We start from the raw sequence: 16,722 nt of genomic DNA, 5'->3' as shown, positions 1-16,722 counted from the left end.
CGGGTGCCGCGGCACTGGGGCCGGGCGCCGGTGACGTTCGGCGGGGCGTGGGCTGGGGGCTCTTCCGGCCGGGGCTCGGCCGCCCGCCCCTGCTAGCCGTCACCTTCCCTTGGGAGTACGGGAGTTCACCGCCCGTCCGCTTCCATGGAGCCCGGGGTGACCAGGCCCGTCTCGTACGCGTAGACGGCGGCCTGGGTGCGGTCGCGCAGGCCCAGCTTGTGCAGGAGGCGGCCCACGTGGGTCTTCACGGTCTCCTCGGCCACGACGAGGGCCTCGGCGATCTCCGCGTTGGACAGGCCCTGGGCGATGCGGGTGAGCACCTCCGTCTCGCGGCCGGTGAGCGGCGCGACGCGCCCGCCCGGAGGCGGCCCCGGGCGGGCGGGGCGCGGTGCAGCCGGGCGAACTCGGTGACGAGCCGCATGGTCAGCGCGGGCGACAGCAGGGCCTCGCCGCGGGCCACCACCCGGACCGCTTCGGCGAGTTCGACGCCCGAGGCGTCCTTGAGCAGGAAGCCCCCGGCGCCCGCGCGCAGCGCGTCGTACACGTACTCGTCCAGGTCGAAGGTGGTCAGGACCAGCACCTTCGTGCGGCAGTCGGGGTCGGCGGCGATGCGGCGGGTGGCCTCGATGCCGTCCGTGCCGGGCATGCGGATGTCCATGACGGCGACGTCCGGCCGCAGCCGCCCGGTGAGGGCGACGGCGGCGGCGCCGTCCTCGGCCGTCGCGACGACCTCGATGTCGGCGTGGGCGCCGAGCAGCACCGAGAAGGCCTCACGGACCATGGCCTGGTCGTCGGCGATCAGCACGCGGAGCGTCATGGGCGGTCCTTGTCCATGGGGCCGGGCGGGGGCACCGGAAGGTACGCGGCGACCTCGTAGCCGCCGCCGGGCACGGGCCCCGCGGCGAGGTCGCCGCCGAGCAGGGCGGCGCGCTCGCGCATGCCGGTGGTGCCGTGCCCGGCGCCCGGCGAGGGCGGTGCGGGGCGGGCCGCCGGGCCGTTGGTGACGCGTACCCTCAACGCCGTTTCCCCGTAGGCGAGTTCGACGCGGGTGTCGGCTCCGGGGGCGTGCCGCAGGGCGTTGCTGAGCGCCTCCTGCACGATGCGGTACGCCGACAGCTCCGCGCCGGGCGGCAGAGGGCGGCGCTCCCCGTGGAGGCGCGCGGTGACGGGGAGCCCGGCGGCGCGCACGCTGTCCAGGAGGGCGTCGAGCTGGGCGAGCGAGGGCTGCGGGGCGGGGGCACCCGAGGGGCCCGCGGCATCCGTGGCGTCGGTGGCGGGTGCGGCGGCGCGCAGCAGGCCGAGCAGGTGGCGCAGTTCGGTGAGGCCCTCGCGCGCGGTGGCGCGGATCGAGGCGAGCGCGGCGACCAGTTCCGGCGGCGGGTCGGCGACCCGGTAGGGCGCGGCGTCCGCCTGGATGGAGATCAGCGACATGTGGTGGGCCACGACGTCGTGCAGTTCCCGCGCGATGCGGGCGCGCTCCTCCAGTACGGTCCGCAGCGCCCGCTCGTGGGCCGTGGCGGCGATCTGCTCGGCGAGCCGGGCCCGGTCCTCGCGGCGCCCGCGCCGCACCGCGCCGACGACGACGGCCAGGCCGAACAGGCCGACGCCGGTGAGGACCAGCGGCCAGCCGCCGACGGGGCGGCCCGCCAGCTTCAGCGCCACCCCCGCCCCCGCGGCGGCCCACGCCGCGACGGCGGCCGACGCGGGCGGCACCCGCAGTGCCAGAAGAAGCAGCACACCGGCGTGCACGAGCCACGCCCACAGGTCGTTGGCGGGGACGGCGGATGGCCCACCGCGATGCCGACGAAGAGGGCCCCCGACAGCCAGCACGCGAGGGCCGGGCGGCGCAGGGCCACCACCAGGGTGGCGGCGTGCGCGACGGCGAGGAGGCGGGCGGCGAGGTCGGCGCCGGTGGCCGCGAGCGCCACGGCGGCGAGGACGACCGCGGCCTGCGGCAGCCACCGGAGCCGCCGCGGCCAGCCGAGCGGCGGCAGCGGCCGGGCGGCGGCGGTGAGCAGGTCCCGCCGCAGGGCGCCCGCCGCGGGCCACCGCTCCGCGGCCGGGGCGGGCATGTCGTGCACGGTGGCATTATCCGGCACGGCCGGTGCCCTCGGCGGGCCGTCGCCCGGGCTGCGCGGCCTGGCCGGTGGCGTGTGGGAACGTCACTTCCGGGTGCGCCGCGCTCGGGCCGTCGAGCAGGGGGCGGTGCCGTCCGCGCAGGTGCCGGTCGAAGAAGGCCGCGACGTAGGCGCGGGTGATCTCGCCCGCCCGCTTGCCGGGCAGCCCCCGCGGGTCGTCCTCGCCCAGCTGGCCCGCGAGCGGGCCGAGGTCGGTGAAGGAGAAGTGGTCGGCGCCGGTGACGGTGGTCCAGCGCTTCCAGCCCGCGTGCCGCCGCCAGACGGTCTCCCAGCTCGTGTCCCGGCCGCCGGGGGCGTGGTCGGCGGCGGTGCCCATCATCAGCAGCGGCCGCCGGGGCAGCGCGGAGCCGCCGCCGGAGGTGACGAAGGGGCCGTCCAGGTTCGCCACGGCGCGCACGCGCGGGTCCCGGGCCATGGTCGCGGCGCTGGCGGCGCCGCCCAGCGAGTGACCCGCCGCGCCGACCCTGTGCCGGTCGATCAGACGCGCGTACGGCCACGGGGACGCGGCGCCGGTCAGCTCGTCCAGGGTGAGGGCGAGGTCCTCGGCGCGGCCCCGGGCGGCGGACGGGAAGGTGGTGTCGTCGACCTTGCCGCAGGCCGCGCACGGCAGGACGCCCCTGCCGGGGAACTCCACCCCGGCGGCCTCGTAGGCGTGGTCGACGACCGCCACGACGTACCCGCGGCTCGTGAGGTCCGCGGCCAGGCCGGTGAGGGTGGCGCCCGGCACGGAGAACCCCGGCGAGAGGACCACCAGCGGGAACCTGCCGGGCGCGGGCCGCGCGTCGGCGCGGACGTGGGTGCGGGTGGAGCTGAGCACCCGCGCGGGCAGGTCGAGGTCCCGCGAGTCGAGGAAGGCCCGCGCCTCGGCACGGGTCAGGTACGGGGCGGGGCGGCCGGTGCCCGCGCGCGCCGGGTAGTACAGGGCCACCCGCAGCTCCCGGGCCCCGGCCCGCGGCACCCACGGGTCGCGGCGGTCCGGGTCGACCAGGTGCAGCGTGCCGCGGCCGACCGCGTGGGGGCCGGTCGGGGCGGGCAGGACCAGGCGCGGCACGGCCCGCTCCTCGGCGGCGACGGGCCCGGCGGCGTCACCGTGCGCGGGCGTACTCAGGGCGGTCGCGCCACCGCCCACGGCGCAGGCGAGCAGGACGGCGACGGCGTCGCGGCGCACGGACCTCTTGCGGCGTACGGACGGTTCCCGGCGTATAGGTGGTTCGCGGCGTACGGACATCGGGACGCGGCCCCTTCTCTCGGCGACCGCGCGCTTCCCCGGCGGCCTCGTGTCCCTCCACGCTAGGGACCGCGCGACCTGGGCGAATCCCGCTGCGGAGCCATGTCGGGACGTAGCTCTCAAGAGCCACTCGGCGCGTCAGACGGCTGTCCCCGGCACGCGGCGGAGGTGCGGCGGGGCCGCTCGCGGGGAACAGACACAGCACCAGGCCGACGTGGATGCGGCGCGGGGAATCGGCAGGGGCGGTGGACGGTCGTGGGTGGCTACGCTGAGGCGTTGATCGAGCGGGTGCGGCGGGCGCGGGCCGCGGTGCGGGAGGCGCGCCGCGACGGGGACGCGTACGCGGTGGCGGTCGCCGAGGACGAGTTGGACGACGCGCTCCGGCTGGCCCGGCGGCACGGGCTCGCCCTGACCGAGGACGACGGGGACGCCGAGGACGCCGAGAACGGCACGGACGCTGGGGACGACGCGGACGGCCGGGGCGCGGGGAGAGCCGAGGCCTGACCCCCGGGACGGCCGCGCCCCTCCCCCAGCGCGCCCGCACCACGCGGCGGCGGGGGAGACCGGCCGCCGCCGGTCTCCCCCGCTCTGCCGTGCTCGCGGCCCCCACCGCGCGCCACGGCTCAGCGCGGGCGCGGTGCTCAGCGCAGGCGCAGTGCCTCGCGCACCGTGCGGAACAGGTCCGTCTGGTTGGTCACGCCGAGGACCCGGTAGGCCTGCGGGCCCTGCGCGGCGATGCGCACTTGGGTGCCGGTGTGCTCCTGGGCCTTGCCGGGCGTGTTGGTCGAGTAGTTGACCTTGAGCTGCTGGCCCTCGTTGGTGACGAGCGTGGAGGACAGGCCGGGCGGGGTGGCCTCAAGGGGCACGATCTGGCTGGTGTGGGCGTGGTCGGCGGTGGTGACCACGAGGGTGTCGGGGTGCTTGGCGGCGTAGTCGCGGGCCACCTTCACCGCGCGGTCGAAGGCCGCGGTCTCGCCGATCTGCCCGCAGGGGTCGGCCGCGTGGTCCTGCTTGTCGATCGAGGCGCCCTCGATCTGGAGGAAGAAGCCGTTCTTGGAGTGCTTCTGCTTGGCCTCGAGGAGCTTGATCGCCTTGCTGGCCGAGTCGGCGAGGGCCGGGGTGGTCTTCGGCCGGTCGGGGTTGGAGGTCACGCAGCGCTGCGGGTCGGTGCCGCCGGTCGCGGCGGCCTTGCCGGTCCACTCCACCGGCACGTTGCCGGGCGCGAACAGGCCGAGCACCGGCTTGCCCGCCTTGGCCTTCTTCATCCCGGCCTTGTCCGTGACGACCTGGTAGCCGAGCTTGCGGGCCTGCTCGGTGACGGTGAGGCCCTTGTACCGGCCGTCGGTGACCTTCTGGTCGAAGCGCTGCTTGCCGCCGCCGAACAGCACGTCCACCTTGTGGTTCACGGACTGCTCGGCGATGGAGCCGGGGCCGCCCTTGGCGATGGTGTCGTTGGGGCACTTGGCCATGTCGGCGGGGCCCTGGCAGGAGCGGTCGGTGGCGTGCGAGGCGAGCACCGCGGGGGTGGCGTCGGTCAGCTCGGCGGTGGTGACGCTGCCGGTGGCGTAGCCGTTCTTCTGCGCCAGCTCCAGGATCGTCGGTACGGCCTTGTCGGTGTCCGGCGTCTTGGAGATGCGGCCGTTGACGGTCTTCACGCCGGTCGCCCAGCCGGAGCCGCTGGCGGCGGAGTCGGTCACGTAGTCCGGCGTGCCGTCCTTGTGCACGGCGTACGTGGTGTAGGCGCCGGTCAGCGGGAACTTGTCCATGTTCAGGCGGCCGTTCGCCCCGACCGTGTAGTCGCGGGCGAGCGTGATCTCCGAGTCGCCCATGCCGTCGCCGATCAGCAGGATGACGTTCTTCGCCTTGCCGCCCTTGATGGCGCGCTTGGCCTGGTCCTGGGTGTCCGACGCACCGGCGACGGAGGTGACGGCCACGGCCGCCGCGGTGGCGGCGACCACGGCGGTGCCGATGGCGAGGCGGCGACGGGTGGGGCGGTGCATGAATGCGACTCCTTGGTTCGTGTGGGTGGCCCGGGGGCCAACGAGCGACAGCCCATCAGCCCCCGGTGAACCAGAGGTGACGTTTCTGCACCTCCGACACAACCGCGACATGACGTCACCTCACAGCCCTCACACCGCCCTGACCAGGGCGAACACCCCTCCCCTCACGACCACGCACCCGCCCCGCCCCGCCCCCGCGGCCCCGCGCCCCGGCGGCCCCGGCTCGCCCGGCGGCCCGAGCACGTAACCAATGATCTTGCCCGGCGACTCAGCGGCGGCCGGGGCACCCGTACGACGGCGCCCCGGCCGCCGTCGTGCGCCCGGGCGGGCCGGAGCCGATTCCCCGCGGGAAAGGTCTACTCCAGCCGCTCCCCCGGCTCGGGTTTCGGCCACCGCCCGGCGGCCGCCGCACCCCGCCGACCGGCCGCGCCGACGCCGCCGCGGCCACGGCCCGAACGCGCTTGCGGGCGCCGCCGCCCAGCCGGGCCAAAGGGCCATGACCGGGTAAAGCCGCCCTGAACCGCGGGTTGGCCGATCGCCGCCCCTCCCCTGGTGACGGGCGGAGCGGAGTGATCCCCTCCATGGCCAGCGGCGACGCCGCGCCCCGCCTCCGCCCCGGCCGCCGCACCCCGCGCACCCGCCGCTGGCGCGGATGCATGGCCCACCGTTCAACTCTTGCAAAGGGCAAGAAAAACAAGTTCTAGATGCATCCAAGTGGCCAAATACCGGTCGTGCCGGGACGTGGCGCGCTGGATTCTGGCCCCGTTCGCAGCGTGGCGCGCCGGGCTGTTCCGGCGCTCGGGTGCCGAGGGGATTCCGTGGTGGGACGTGGCAGGGCGGCGGCGGAGCGCGCCGCCGCGGAGGCGGGCGAGCGGCTTCTCGCCGCCGCGAGCATGTTGCGGAAGGCCCCGGCGAGCCCGGACGGCCGGGCCGAGTTCCGCACCGACCAGCGGGTCAACGACGCCCCGTACCGGGAGCGCTGGGCCCACGACAAGGTGGTGCGCTCCACGCACGGGGTGAACTGCACGGGGTCGTGCTCCTGGAACGTGTACGTCAAGGACGGCCTGATCACCTGGGAGACGCAGGCCACCGACTACCCGTCGACGGGCCCGGACCGGCCGGACTACGAGCCGCGCGGCTGCCCCCGCGGCGCCTCGTTCTCCTGGTACACGTACTCGCCCACGCGGGTGCGCTATCCGCTCGCCCGCGGCGTCCTCGTCGAGATGTTCCGGGAAGCCAAGCGACGCCTGGGCGACCCCGTGGCGGCCTGGGCGGAGGTCACGGGCGACCCCGGCAAGCGGCGCCGCTACCAGGCGGCCCGCGGCAAGGGCGGCCTGGTGCGCGTCAGCTGGGCGGAGGCGCTGGAGATCGCCGCCGCCGCGCACGTGCACACGCTCGCCGCGTACGGGCCCGACCGCATCGCGGGGTTCTCCCCGATCCCGGCGATGTCGATGGCGTCGCACGCGGCCGGGGCCCGCTTCCACGCGCTGATCGGCGCGCCGATGCTGTCGTTCTACGACTGGTACGCCGACCTGCCCGTGGCCTCCCCGCAGGTGTTCGGCGACCAGACCGACGTACCGGAGTCCGGTGACTGGTGGGACGCGGCGTATCTGATGCTGTGGGGCTCCAACGTCCCCGTGACGCGCACCCCGGACGCGCACTGGATGGCCGAGGCCCGCTACCGGGGCCAGAAGGTGGTCGTGGTCTCCCCCGACTACTCCGACGCCACCAAGTTCGCCGACGAGTGGCTGCACCCGCACCCGGGCACCGACGGCGCGCTCGCCATGGCGATGGGGCACGTGATCCTGCGCGAGTGCTTCGTGGAGCGGCGGGTGCCGTACTTCACGGACTACGTGCGGCGGTTCACCGACCTGCCGTTCCTGGTCACCCTGGACGAGCGGGCGGACGGCGGGCATGTGCCGGGGGCGTTCCTCACGGCCCGCGACACCGGACTCGCCGAGGACGCCGAGGACCGGGCGCGCCGCTGGATGCCGGTCCTGTGGGACGCGGCCCGCGACCGGGTCACCGTGCCCAACGGCACGCTCGGCGACCGCTGGAGCAAGGGCGGCGAGGGCCGCTGGAACCTGGACCTGGGCGACGCGGACCCGCTGCTGACCCTGTACGGGCGGCCCGGCGCCCGCCCCGCGCGCGTGCTGCTGCCCCGCTTCGACCAGGCGGGCGGCACGCTGGAGCGGTCGGTGCCCGCGCTGCGGGTCGCCGGGCGCCTGGTGACCACGGTGTTCGACCTGATGCTGGCGCAGTACGGGGTGGGGCGCGCGGGCCTTGAGGGGCAGTGGCCCGAGTCGTACGAGGACGCGTCCGTGCCCTGCACCCCGGCCTGGCAGGAGACGGTGACGTCGGTTCCGGCGCGGGCGGCGGTGCGCGCGGCCCGGGAGTTCGCGCGCACCGCGGAGCAGACCCGGGGCCGCTGCATGATCGTGATGGGCGCGGGCACCAACCACTGGTTCCACTCCGACACCATCTACCGCTCCTTCCTGTCCCTGCTGCTCCTGACGGGCTGCCAGGGCGTCAACGGCGGCGGCTGGGCGCACTACGTGGGCCAGGAGAAGGTGCGGCCGTTCGCGGGCTGGCAGCAGCTCGCCACCGCGTCGGACTGGGCGCGGCCCTCCCGGCAGATGGCCGGGACGCCGTACTGGTACCAGCACACCTGCCAGTGGCGCTACGAGCACTTCACGGCCGGTCAGCTGGCGGCGCCCACCGCCCGCGGCACGTTCGCGGACCTGCACACCGCCGACCTGGTGGCCCGCTCCGCGCGGCGCGGCTGGATGCCGTCGTACCCCACGTTCACCCAGAACCCGCTGGACCTCGGGCGGCGGGTGCGCGAGGCGGGCGCCGACCCGGGCCGCTGGGTGGCCGCCGAGCAGGCGGCGGGGCGGCTCGGCTACGCGTGCGCGGACCCCGACGACCCGGCCAACTGGCCCCGGGTGCTCACCGTGTGGCGCGCCAACCTCATCGGATCCTCCGCGAAGGGCAACGAGTACTTCCTGCGGCACCTGCTCGGCGCCGCCGACAACGCCAGCGCCCAGGAGGCGCCCCCCGGGGCCCGGCCGCGCGAGGTGACCTGGCGCGACCGGGCGCCGCGCGGCAAGCTCGACCTGCTGCTCGCGCTGGACTTCCGCATGACGTCCACCACCCTGTTCGCCGACCTGGTGCTGCCCGCCGCGACCTGGTACGAGAAGCACGACCTGTCCAGCACCGACATGCACCCCTACGTGCACGCGTTCTCCCCGGCGATCAGCCCGCCCTGGCAGGCCCGCACCGACTTCGAGATCTTCCACGGCCTGGCCGCCGAGGTGAGCCGCCTGGCGAAGGGCCGCCTGGACACCGCGTACGACCTGGTCGCCACCGCCCTCCAGCACGACACCCCCGGCGAGGCCCCGCCCGACGGGGACACCGCCCCGCAGTTCGCGCTGGTGGAGCGGGACTACACGGCGATCGGCGCCAGGATGGCCGCGCTCGGGCCGCTGCCCGAGGAGGTGGGCCTCCAGGTCAAGGGCGTCACCGTGGGCACCGCGGCGGAGAGCCGCTGGCTCGCCCGGCGCTGCGGCACCGCGTCGCACGGCCCGGCGCGCGGCCGTCCGCTGCTCGACACGGACGTCAAGCTGTGCGAGGCGATCCTCGCGCTGTCCGGCACCACCAACGGCCGGGTCGCCGCCGCGGGCTTCGAGGCGCTGGCCGAGCGCTGCGGCGAGGACACCGGCCTCAGGGAGCTGGCCGCGTCCGTGGCGGAGCGGCGCGTGGTGTTCTCCGACACGCAGGCCCGGCCCGTGCAGGTCGGCGCGAGCTTCGAGTGGTCGGGCAAGGAGGCGCCCGACCGCCGCTACGCGCCGTTCACCGTCAACACCGAGCACGCCAAGCCCTGGCACACCCTCACCGGCCGCCAGCACTTCTACCTCGACCACCCGTGGATCGCCGAGTACGGCGAGCAACTCCCCCTGTACCGGCCCCCGTTGGACCTGACCGCCCTGGACCAGCCGCTGCCGGACGGGACGGGTGTGCCGGACGGGACGGGCGCGCCGGGCGACGGGCGCTCGGTGACCGTGCGCTATCTGACGCCGCACTCCAAGTGGTCCATCCACTCCGAGTACCAGGAGAACCTGCTGATGCAGACCCTGGCGCGCGGCGGCCCGGTCATCTGGATGAGCGTCGCCGACGCCGAGGCGATCGGCGTGGCCGACAACGACTGGATCGAGGCGGTCAACGCCAACGGCGTCGTCGTCGCCCGGGCGGTCGTGTCCCACCGCATGCCGACCGGCACGGTGTTCATGTACCACGTGCAGGAGCGCCTGGTGAACGTGCCGAAGTCCGAGGCCACCGGGCGGCGCGGCGGCGTCCACAACGCGCTGACCCGGCTGCTCATCAAGCCGACCCATCTCATCGGCGGCCACGCCCAGCTGTCGTTCGCCCCCAACTACTACGGTCCCACCGGCAATCAGCGCGACGCCGTCACCGTCATCCGGCGCCGCTCCCAGGAGGTCGACTACTGATGCCCGCTCGCTCGCACGCCCCGAGGCGGGTGCTGGCGCAGGTCGCCATGGTGATGAACCTCGACAAGTGCATCGGCTGCCACACCTGCTCGGTCACCTGCAAGCAGACCTGGACCAACCGCGGCGGCACCGAGTACGTGTGGTTCAACAACGTCGAGACCCGCCCCGGTCAGGGCTATCCGCGCGGCTACGAGGACCAGGAGAAGTGGCGGGGCGGCTGGGCCCTCAAGCGCGGCCGCCTGGTGCCCCGCGGCGGCGGCCGCGCCCGCCGCCTGGCCCGCCTGTTCGCCAACCCCGAACTGCCGTCCCTGGACGACTACTACCAGCCGTGGACGTACGACTACGAGAACCTCATCCACGCCCCGCTCGGCGACGACGTCCCCACCGCCCCGCCCCGCTCCCTGGTCGACGGCCGCCCCACGGCCGTGACCTGGGGACCCAACTGGGACGACGACCTGGGCGGCGGCCCGGACCAGCTCGCCGCCGACCCGGTCCTGAAGCGGATGAACGAGCGGGTGCGCCTGGAGTACGAGCAGGCGTTCATGTTCTACCTGCCGCGGATCTGCGAGCACTGCCTCAACCCGTCGTGCGTCGCGGTGTGCCCCTCGGGCGCGCTGTACAAGCGGATCGAGGACGGCATCGTCCTCGTCGACCAGGACCGCTGCCGGGGCTGGCGGATGTGCGTGAGCGGCTGCCCGTACAAGAAGGTGTACTTCAACCACCAGACCGGCAAGGCCGAGAAGTGCACGCTGTGCTACCCGCGCGTCGAGGCCGGGCAGCCCACCGTGTGCTCCGAGACCTGCGTGGGCCGCCTGCGCTACCTGGGCGTGATCCTGTACGACGCGGACAAGGTGGGCGAGGCGGCGGCGACGCCCGACGAGAAGGACCTGTACCAGGCGCAGTTGGACTGCTTCCTCGACCCGCACGACCCCGAGGTGGCCGCCGCGGCCGAGGCGTCGGGCGTCCCGCACGACTGGGTCACGGCCGCGCGCCGCTCCCCCGTGCACGCCCTGATCAGCACGTACCGGGTGGCGCTTCCGCTGCACCCGGAGTACCGCACGATGCCGATGGTCTGGTACGTGCCGCCGCTGTCGCCGGTGGTGGAGTCGCTGACCGCCACCGGGCACGACGGCGAGGACCCGGCCAAGCTGTTCGCCGCGATCGACGCGCTGCGCATCCCGGTGGGCTATCTCGCCGAGCTGTTCACCGCGGGCGACCCGGGGCCGGTGGAGGCCGCGCTGTGCCGCCTGGCCGCGATGCGCTCGCACATGCGGCGGGTGAACCTGGGCGAGGAGCAGGACCCGGCCATCGCCCGCTCCGTCGGCCTGGACGCCGAGGGCATCGAGGCCCTGTACCGGCTGCTCGCCCTCGCCAAGTACGAGGACCGCTACGTCATCCCCACCGCCTACGCCGCCACCGCCCCGCCGGACGCGGCCGACGGGTGCAGCCTGGACGTCGACGGCGGGCCCGGCATGGGCGGCTTCGGCGCCGACGCCTTCCACGCGCCGCTGGCGCCGCCCGAGCCGGAGCACGCCGAGGCCTCGCCGCGCGGCCGGGTCAACCTGCTGAACTGGAACGGGCAGGGGCGGCCCGACGGCCTGTTCCCGGGGCGCGGGGAAGGACCGGCGTGACCCGGCTCATCCACCAGGCGTCGTCCCTGCTGCTCCTGCACCCCGACGACGACTGGCCCGACCGGCTGCGCCTCGTCACCGACGCCCTGGCCGCCGCGCCCGGCCCGGCCGCCGCGGCCCTGCTGCGCTTTCGCGCCGACGTCGACGGCCTCACCCCGCTGGAGCTGTCGGCCCGGTACGTGGCGACGTTCGACCGCAGCCGCCGCCGCACCCTGCACCTGACGTACTACACGGACGGCGACACCCGCCGCCGCGGCGGCTCGCTGCTGCGCTGGCGGCGGCTGTACCGCGAGCACGGCTGGCACCCGCCGGACGACGAGCTGCCCGACTTCCTGCCGCTGGCCCTGGAGTTCGCGGCCCGCTGCCCCGAGCCGGGCCGCCGGGCCCTCCAGGAGCACCGGGCCGCCCTGGAGCTGCTGCGCCTGGCGCTGCGCGACCACGGCAGCCCGTACGCGCACGTCCTCGACGCCGTGTGCCGCACCCTGCCCGGGGCGTCCCCGGCCGACCGGGCCGCCGCGCTGCGCCTGGCCCGCTCGGGCCCGCCCGTCGAATCCGTCGGCCTGCTGCCCTTCCCCACCCGGCCCGCCGCGCCGCGGGCGCCGGAGGAGTCCCGCCGATGACGCCGGAGGAGTCCCGCCGATGAACCACCTGCACACCGCGCTGTGGGGCGTGCTGCCCTATCTGGTCCTGGTCCTGTTCGCGGCGGGCACCGCCTGGCGCTACCGCTACGACCGGTTCGGCTTCACCACCCGCTCCAGCCAGCTGCACGAGAGCCGTCTGCTGCGGGTGGCGAGCCCGCTGTTCCACTACGGGCTGCTGTTCGTCTTCGCCGGGCACGTGGTCGGCCTGGTCGTCCCCGAGTCGTTCACCGAGCGGGTCCGCGTCCACGAGTGGCTGTACCACGCCAACGCGCTCGCCGTCGGCGGAGCCGCCGGGATCGTGACGACCGTCGGCCTCGGCCTGCTGGTCTACCGGCGGCTGCGGACGCCCGCGGTGCGCTCGGGCAGCCTGCGCGGCGACCGGCTGCTGCACCCGCTGCTGCTCGCGGTACTCCTCGCGGGGCTCGCCGCGACCGCGACCACGACCAGCGCCCACCCGTACGACTACCGCCTGGGTGTCTCGGTGTGGTTCCGCTCGCTGTTCGCCCTCGACCCCGACGTGGACGCCATGGCCGACGCCCCGCTCGCGTTCCAGCTGCACACCGCGCTCGGCCTGGCCCTGTTCGCGCTGTGGCCGTTCAGCCGTCTGGTGCACGCGTTCGCCGCGCCGCTCGGGTACGCCGTGCGGCCGTACGTCGTCTACCGCTCCCGCGGCATGCGGCGCGCCCCCGAGCCGCATCCGGCCGAGGCCCGTCCGGCGCCGCGGCCCGCCGGGCGCCGGTAGCGCGGCGAGCCGTGCGCGGCCGGATCCGGGACCTGGCACCGGCGTGCTTCGCTCCCGTCATGGCCACCGGCATCGTCTCGCGCGCCCTGGCCCTGGCGGGGGCGCGCGGCGCGGCGAACGCCCTGCTGGTGGTCGCCGTCGCCCTGTACGTGCCGCTGTTCGCGGCCGCAGCGGTCAGGGCCGTGCGCCACGGCGACCGGGTGCGGGCCGAACTCCGCGATCCGCGGCGGCTGTTCGGGCACTACACCTTCGTCGCCGCCAGCGACGTCCTGGCGAGCCGCCTGGCCGCGACGCCGGTGCGGCCGGTCGCCGCCGGTCTGTGCGCGCTCGCCGCGCTCGTGTGGGTGGCGCTCGCGGTGGCCACGGCCCGGCTGCCGCGCTCCGCCCTGGCCGCCGCCGACGGCACCTGGTTCCTCGCCACGGTCGGCCTCCAGTCCCTGGTCATCGCCCTGACGTCGGTGCGCCCCGGGCTGGTGGCCGCGGTTCCGCTGTGGGCGTGCGGGGTGCTGTTGTACGCCGCCACGCTCACCGTGGTCGTCCGCGGGCTGCTGCGCCGTCCTCCGGCCCCCGCCGGGCTGACCCCCGCCTACTGGATCACCATGGGCGCCGCCGCCATCAGCGCGCTCGCCGGAAGCCAACTGTCCGGGGGGTCACCGCTGTTGCCCGGCGCGGCCGTCACGGGAGCGGTCGCCGCCCTGTGGGCCTGGGCGACGCTGCTGATCCCCGCGCTGGTGGCGGCGGGCGTCTGGCGGCACGGACTGCGCCGCGTGCCGCTGGTGTACGAGCCCGCGCTGTGGTGCGTGGTGTTCCCGCTGGGCATGTACGCCACGGCGACCGCCCAGGTGACCACCGGCCACGGGGCGCACCCGCTGACGCCCGCCGTGTCCCCGCTGGCGTGGACGGCGCTGGTGGCCTGGCTCGCGGTGCAGCACCGGCTGGTGGCGGCGCGGGTCAGGGCAGCGCCGCCCTGAACTCCTCGGCGGCGCCGGGCACCTTGACGGAGCGGTCGCCCGCCGCCTCGATGAGCGCGCGCAGACCGGCCACCAGGCCCGCGCGCACCTGCGGCGGGACGCCCTCGACCAGCGCCTCCACCTCGCGCCGCCGGTGCGCGAGGACCCGCTCGACCACGTCCTCGCCCTGGGCGGTCAGGGACAGCACCACCTCGCGCCTGCTGTCCGGGTTGGTCCTGCGGTCCACCAGGCCCGCGCCCTCAAGGCGCACCACCGCCCGCAGCGCCGTCGAGGAGTTGACGCCGAGGACGTCCGCGAGGACGGCGAGCTTCACCGGCCCGCACCCCTCCAGGGCCACCAGGGTGCGCAGTTGGGCCAGGGACAGCGTCTCGTCGACCTCGACCAGGGCTCGCGCGGACAGGCCGATCACCAGGCGCGACGCCGCCATCACCATGGAGACGACGTCGTCCGTCCCCGTCCCGTCCTCCGTACGCATCCCGACAGGGTACGCGGGCGGCGTCCCCCGGCGCGCTCCGGTCCGGCCCCCGGCGGTCGGCCGCGCGGAAGGCCGCGGAAACAGGTCGGCCGGGCGTCCGGCACCGGCCAGAATTCGCCAAGAGGCTTCTCCTGGTTCACGCGGGGCTGGTGGGCTGACCGCGCTCAAGTCACCCATCACAGGAGGCGCGTGTGAATCTCGTCGTCAACGGCGACGCGGAGAGCGGGGCGGGCGGCACCGCCGACCCCGTGACCGGCGTCCGCGGCTGGCAGGTCGTGCAGGGCGCCCCGGCGCTCGTCGCCTACAGCCTCGGCGGCGGCTACCCGACCCCCGCGGACCCGGGGCCCGCGCGGCGCGGCAGCCGGTTCTTCTCCGGCGGCAACAGCCCGCGCACCGCGCTCGTCCAGGACGTGGCGCTGCCCAAGGGCGGGCCGACGGGCCGCAGCGCCGTCGACGCGGGGCGGGGGGGGTACACGCTGACGGCCTGGCTCGGGGGCTACGCCGGGCAGGAGGACGGGGCCCGCCTGTCCGTGGAGTTCCGCGACGCCAAGGGCACGCCGGTGGCCCTGAGCGTCCTCGGCCCGGTGAGCGCCGCCGAGCGCGGCGGCCGCACGGCCCTGCTGGAGCGTACGGCAGAGGCGCTGGTGCCGCCGACGGCGCGCTCGGCGCGGCTGCTCCTTGTCTTCACGCGCAGCGGCGGCGGCACCTCCAACGACGGCTACGCCGACGCCCTGTCCCTCACCCTCGCGCCCACCGGAGGCCACCGATGACCGTGAACCGCCGTGACCTGCTGAAGGCCGCCGCGGCTGCGGGCGCCCTCAACCTGGCCTGGCCGCTGGCGGCGGGTCTGACCCCGGCGCAGGCCCGGGAGGCCGCCGAGGCCCTGGGCGCCGAGTACGACCGGGCGCCGTTCACGCTGGGCGTCGCCTCCGGTGATCCGCAGCCGCACTCGGTGGTGCTGTGGACCAGGCTGGCTCCGGAGCCGCTGGCCGCCGAGCAGAAGCTGCCCGAGGTCGTCGAGGTCGACTGGGTCGTCGCCAGGGATCCGGGCCTGCGGCGGGTGGTGGCCCGGGGCACGGCCCCGGCGTCGGCGACGCTCGGCCACAGCGTGCACGTGCCGGTGAGCGGCCTCGCGCCCGGGCGGCACTACTGGTACGCGTTCACGGCGCTGGGCCGCACCAGCCGCGTCGGGCGGACGCGGACCGCGCCGCGCGGCCGGGTCAGGAAGGTCACCTTCGCCGCCGCCAACTGCCAGGCGTTCCACGACGGCTACTACGCCGCCCACCGCGGCATCGCCCGCGAGAACGTGGACTTCGTCGTCCACCTGGGCGACTACATCTACGAGCACGGCCAGGTCGGCGGCGTACCCGAGAAGCACGTGCGCGACCACGACGGGCCGGAGATCCTCACGCTCGCCGACTACCGCAAGCGGCACGCCCTGTACAAGGGCGACAAGTCGCTGCGGGAGGCGCACGCCGCGCACCCGTGGTTCCTGACGTGGGACGACCACGAGGTCGTCAACGACTACAGCGGCACGGGCGGCGGCGCCCCGTTCATGAAGCGGCGCGCCGCCGCGTACCAGGCGTGGTACGAGCACATGCCGCACCGGGACTCCTTCGGCTCCGCCGCGCTGCCCGACCCGGAGATCCACCGGGTGCGCCGGTGGGGCGACCTGCTCGAACTCACCATCCTGGACCTGCGCTCGTACCGCTCCGCGCAGAACCTGCCCGACGGCACGATCCTCGGCGCCGAGCAGAAGGCGTGGCTGCGGAGGACGGTCGAGCGGGCGCCGGACTCCTGGCACGTGTGGGCCAACTCGATCATGCTGAGCCAGTTGCGCGGCCGTCCGGGCGGCTCGTACATGTTCACCGACCAGTGGGACGGCTTCCTCGCCGAGCGCAAGGAGGTCCTGGGCCATGTGCACGCCAGCGGTCTGGAGGACCTGGTGGTCATCACCGGGGACTGGCACTCGGCGTTCGTCGACGACGTGCGCACCGATTTCGACGACCCCGAGTCGCCGCTGGTGGGCACGGAGTTCACGGCGCACTCGGTGACGTCGGGGGCGTACTCCCCGGAGTGGAACGCGGCCAACGGGCCCCTGATGGGCAGGGCCAACCCGCATCTGAAGTACTTCGAGGGCAACCGCTACGGCTACGACGTGTACGAGGTGACGCCGGAGCGGTTCAGCGCCCATATGCGGGTGATCGGCGACCGCCGCGATCCGCGCTCCCCCGTGAGCACACTGACCACGTTCCACGTGGACCGGGGCGAGGCGGGGTCGTACGAGGACCCGGCCACGAAGGGCTCGCCCGCCCAGTACCGCAGGGACTAGGGGCCCGCTGCCGCCGGTCGGCGGCACCGGCGCCCCGCCCCGGCCCCGGCCCCGCG

General features: G+C 75.5%; 13 protein-coding genes and 1 pseudogene. 8 read left to right on the top strand and 6 right to left on the bottom strand.

Annotated elements, in window-relative coordinates; genetic code table 11:
- Positions 1 to 125: 125 nt before the first annotated feature.
- From ACOBQU_RS35165 to ACOBQU_RS35150, 4 genes and pseudogenes are all read right to left on the bottom strand, one after another.
- Positions 126 to 817 (bottom strand): annotated as a pseudogene (locus ACOBQU_RS35165) (response regulator).
- Positions 814 to 1,737, bottom strand: coding sequence for a sensor histidine kinase (locus ACOBQU_RS35160; protein WP_423632958.1), 924 nt, complete (start codon positions 1,735 to 1,737; stop codon positions 814 to 816). The pseudogene ACOBQU_RS35165 and the gene ACOBQU_RS35160 overlap by 4 nt, the downstream one beginning before the upstream one ends.
- Entirely contained in the window at positions 1,653 to 2,081 is a 429-nt protein-coding gene (locus tag ACOBQU_RS35155; protein ID WP_423632956.1) for a hypothetical protein, read from the bottom strand. Before ACOBQU_RS35155 ends, ACOBQU_RS35160 begins: the two co-directional genes overlap by 85 nt.
- Before the next feature lie 7 nt (positions 2,082 to 2,088).
- Positions 2,089 to 3,366 carry an alpha/beta hydrolase family protein gene (locus ACOBQU_RS35150; RefSeq protein WP_423632954.1) on the bottom strand — a complete coding sequence of 426 codons (1,278 nt, stop codon included), beginning with the start codon at positions 3,364 to 3,366 and terminating at the stop codon, positions 2,089 to 2,091.
- A 255-nt stretch (positions 3,367 to 3,621) separates the two neighbouring features.
- On the opposite strand from ACOBQU_RS35150, the gene ACOBQU_RS35145 reads away from it, so the two are divergent.
- A complete protein-coding gene (locus ACOBQU_RS35145) occupies positions 3,622 to 3,870 on the top strand; it encodes a hypothetical protein (protein ID WP_423632952.1) in 249 nt (82 codons plus the stop codon).
- Positions 3,871 to 4,007: 137 nt separating this feature from the next.
- On the opposite strand, the gene ACOBQU_RS35140 is transcribed toward ACOBQU_RS35145, so the two are convergent.
- Positions 4,008 to 5,366: an alkaline phosphatase gene (locus tag ACOBQU_RS35140; protein ID WP_423632951.1), complete on the bottom strand. Its 1,359-nt coding sequence runs from the start codon at positions 5,364 to 5,366 to the stop codon at positions 4,008 to 4,010.
- Positions 5,367 to 6,259: 893 nt separating this feature from the next.
- Between ACOBQU_RS35140 and ACOBQU_RS35135 the strand changes: the two genes are divergently transcribed.
- The 5 genes from ACOBQU_RS35135 to ACOBQU_RS35115 are packed head-to-tail and all read left to right on the top strand — an operon-like array spanning position 6,260 to position 13,859.
- Positions 6,260 to 9,874: a nitrate reductase subunit alpha gene (locus ACOBQU_RS35135; RefSeq protein ID WP_423634919.1), complete on the top strand. Its 3,615-nt coding sequence runs from the start codon at positions 6,260 to 6,262 to the stop codon at positions 9,872 to 9,874.
- Positions 9,874 to 11,505, top strand: coding sequence for a nitrate reductase subunit beta (gene narH / locus ACOBQU_RS35130; protein WP_423632949.1), 1,632 nt, complete (start codon positions 9,874 to 9,876; stop codon positions 11,503 to 11,505). Before ACOBQU_RS35135 ends, narH begins: the two co-directional genes overlap by 1 nt.
- Positions 11,502 to 12,125, top strand: coding sequence for a nitrate reductase molybdenum cofactor assembly chaperone (narJ, locus tag ACOBQU_RS35125; protein ID WP_423632947.1), 624 nt, complete (start codon positions 11,502 to 11,504; stop codon positions 12,123 to 12,125). The genes narH and narJ overlap by 4 nt, the downstream gene beginning before the upstream one ends.
- A 19-nt stretch (positions 12,126 to 12,144) precedes the next feature.
- A complete protein-coding gene (gene narI, locus ACOBQU_RS35120; protein WP_423632945.1) occupies positions 12,145 to 12,888 on the top strand; it encodes a respiratory nitrate reductase subunit gamma in 744 nt (247 codons plus the stop codon).
- 11 nt (positions 12,889 to 12,899) lie between these two features.
- A complete protein-coding gene (locus ACOBQU_RS35115) occupies positions 12,900 to 13,859 on the top strand; it encodes a tellurite resistance/C4-dicarboxylate transporter family protein (RefSeq protein WP_423632943.1) in 960 nt (319 codons plus the stop codon).
- Here the strand turns inward: ACOBQU_RS35115 and ACOBQU_RS35110 are convergent.
- On the bottom strand, positions 13,840 to 14,334 hold the full coding sequence (locus tag ACOBQU_RS35110; protein ID WP_423632941.1) for a MarR family winged helix-turn-helix transcriptional regulator: 495 nt from the start codon (positions 14,332 to 14,334) through the stop codon (positions 13,840 to 13,842). The two genes, ACOBQU_RS35115 and ACOBQU_RS35110, sit on opposite strands and share 20 nt — an antisense overlap.
- Before the next feature lie 191 nt (positions 14,335 to 14,525).
- Here ACOBQU_RS35110 and ACOBQU_RS35105 point away from each other — a divergent pair, with 191 nt between their 5' ends.
- Together ACOBQU_RS35105 and ACOBQU_RS35100 are read left to right on the top strand one after the other, a co-directional pair.
- Positions 14,526 to 15,104 (top strand): phosphoesterase, encoded by a 579-nt coding sequence (locus ACOBQU_RS35105; protein ID WP_423632939.1) that lies wholly within the window; start codon positions 14,526 to 14,528, stop codon positions 15,102 to 15,104.
- Complete coding sequence (locus ACOBQU_RS35100) at positions 15,101 to 16,666, top strand: alkaline phosphatase D family protein (protein ID WP_423632937.1); 1,566 nt, start codon at positions 15,101 to 15,103, stop codon at positions 16,664 to 16,666. The genes ACOBQU_RS35105 and ACOBQU_RS35100 overlap by 4 nt, the downstream gene beginning before the upstream one ends.
- The last annotated feature ends 56 nt before the right edge of the window (positions 16,667 to 16,722 follow it).

This window comes from Streptomyces sp. G45 (assembly GCF_049542095.1).
Classification (GTDB): domain Bacteria; phylum Actinomycetota; class Actinomycetes; order Streptomycetales; family Streptomycetaceae; genus Streptomyces.
This window is presented reverse-complemented; position numbering and strand designations above follow the sequence as displayed.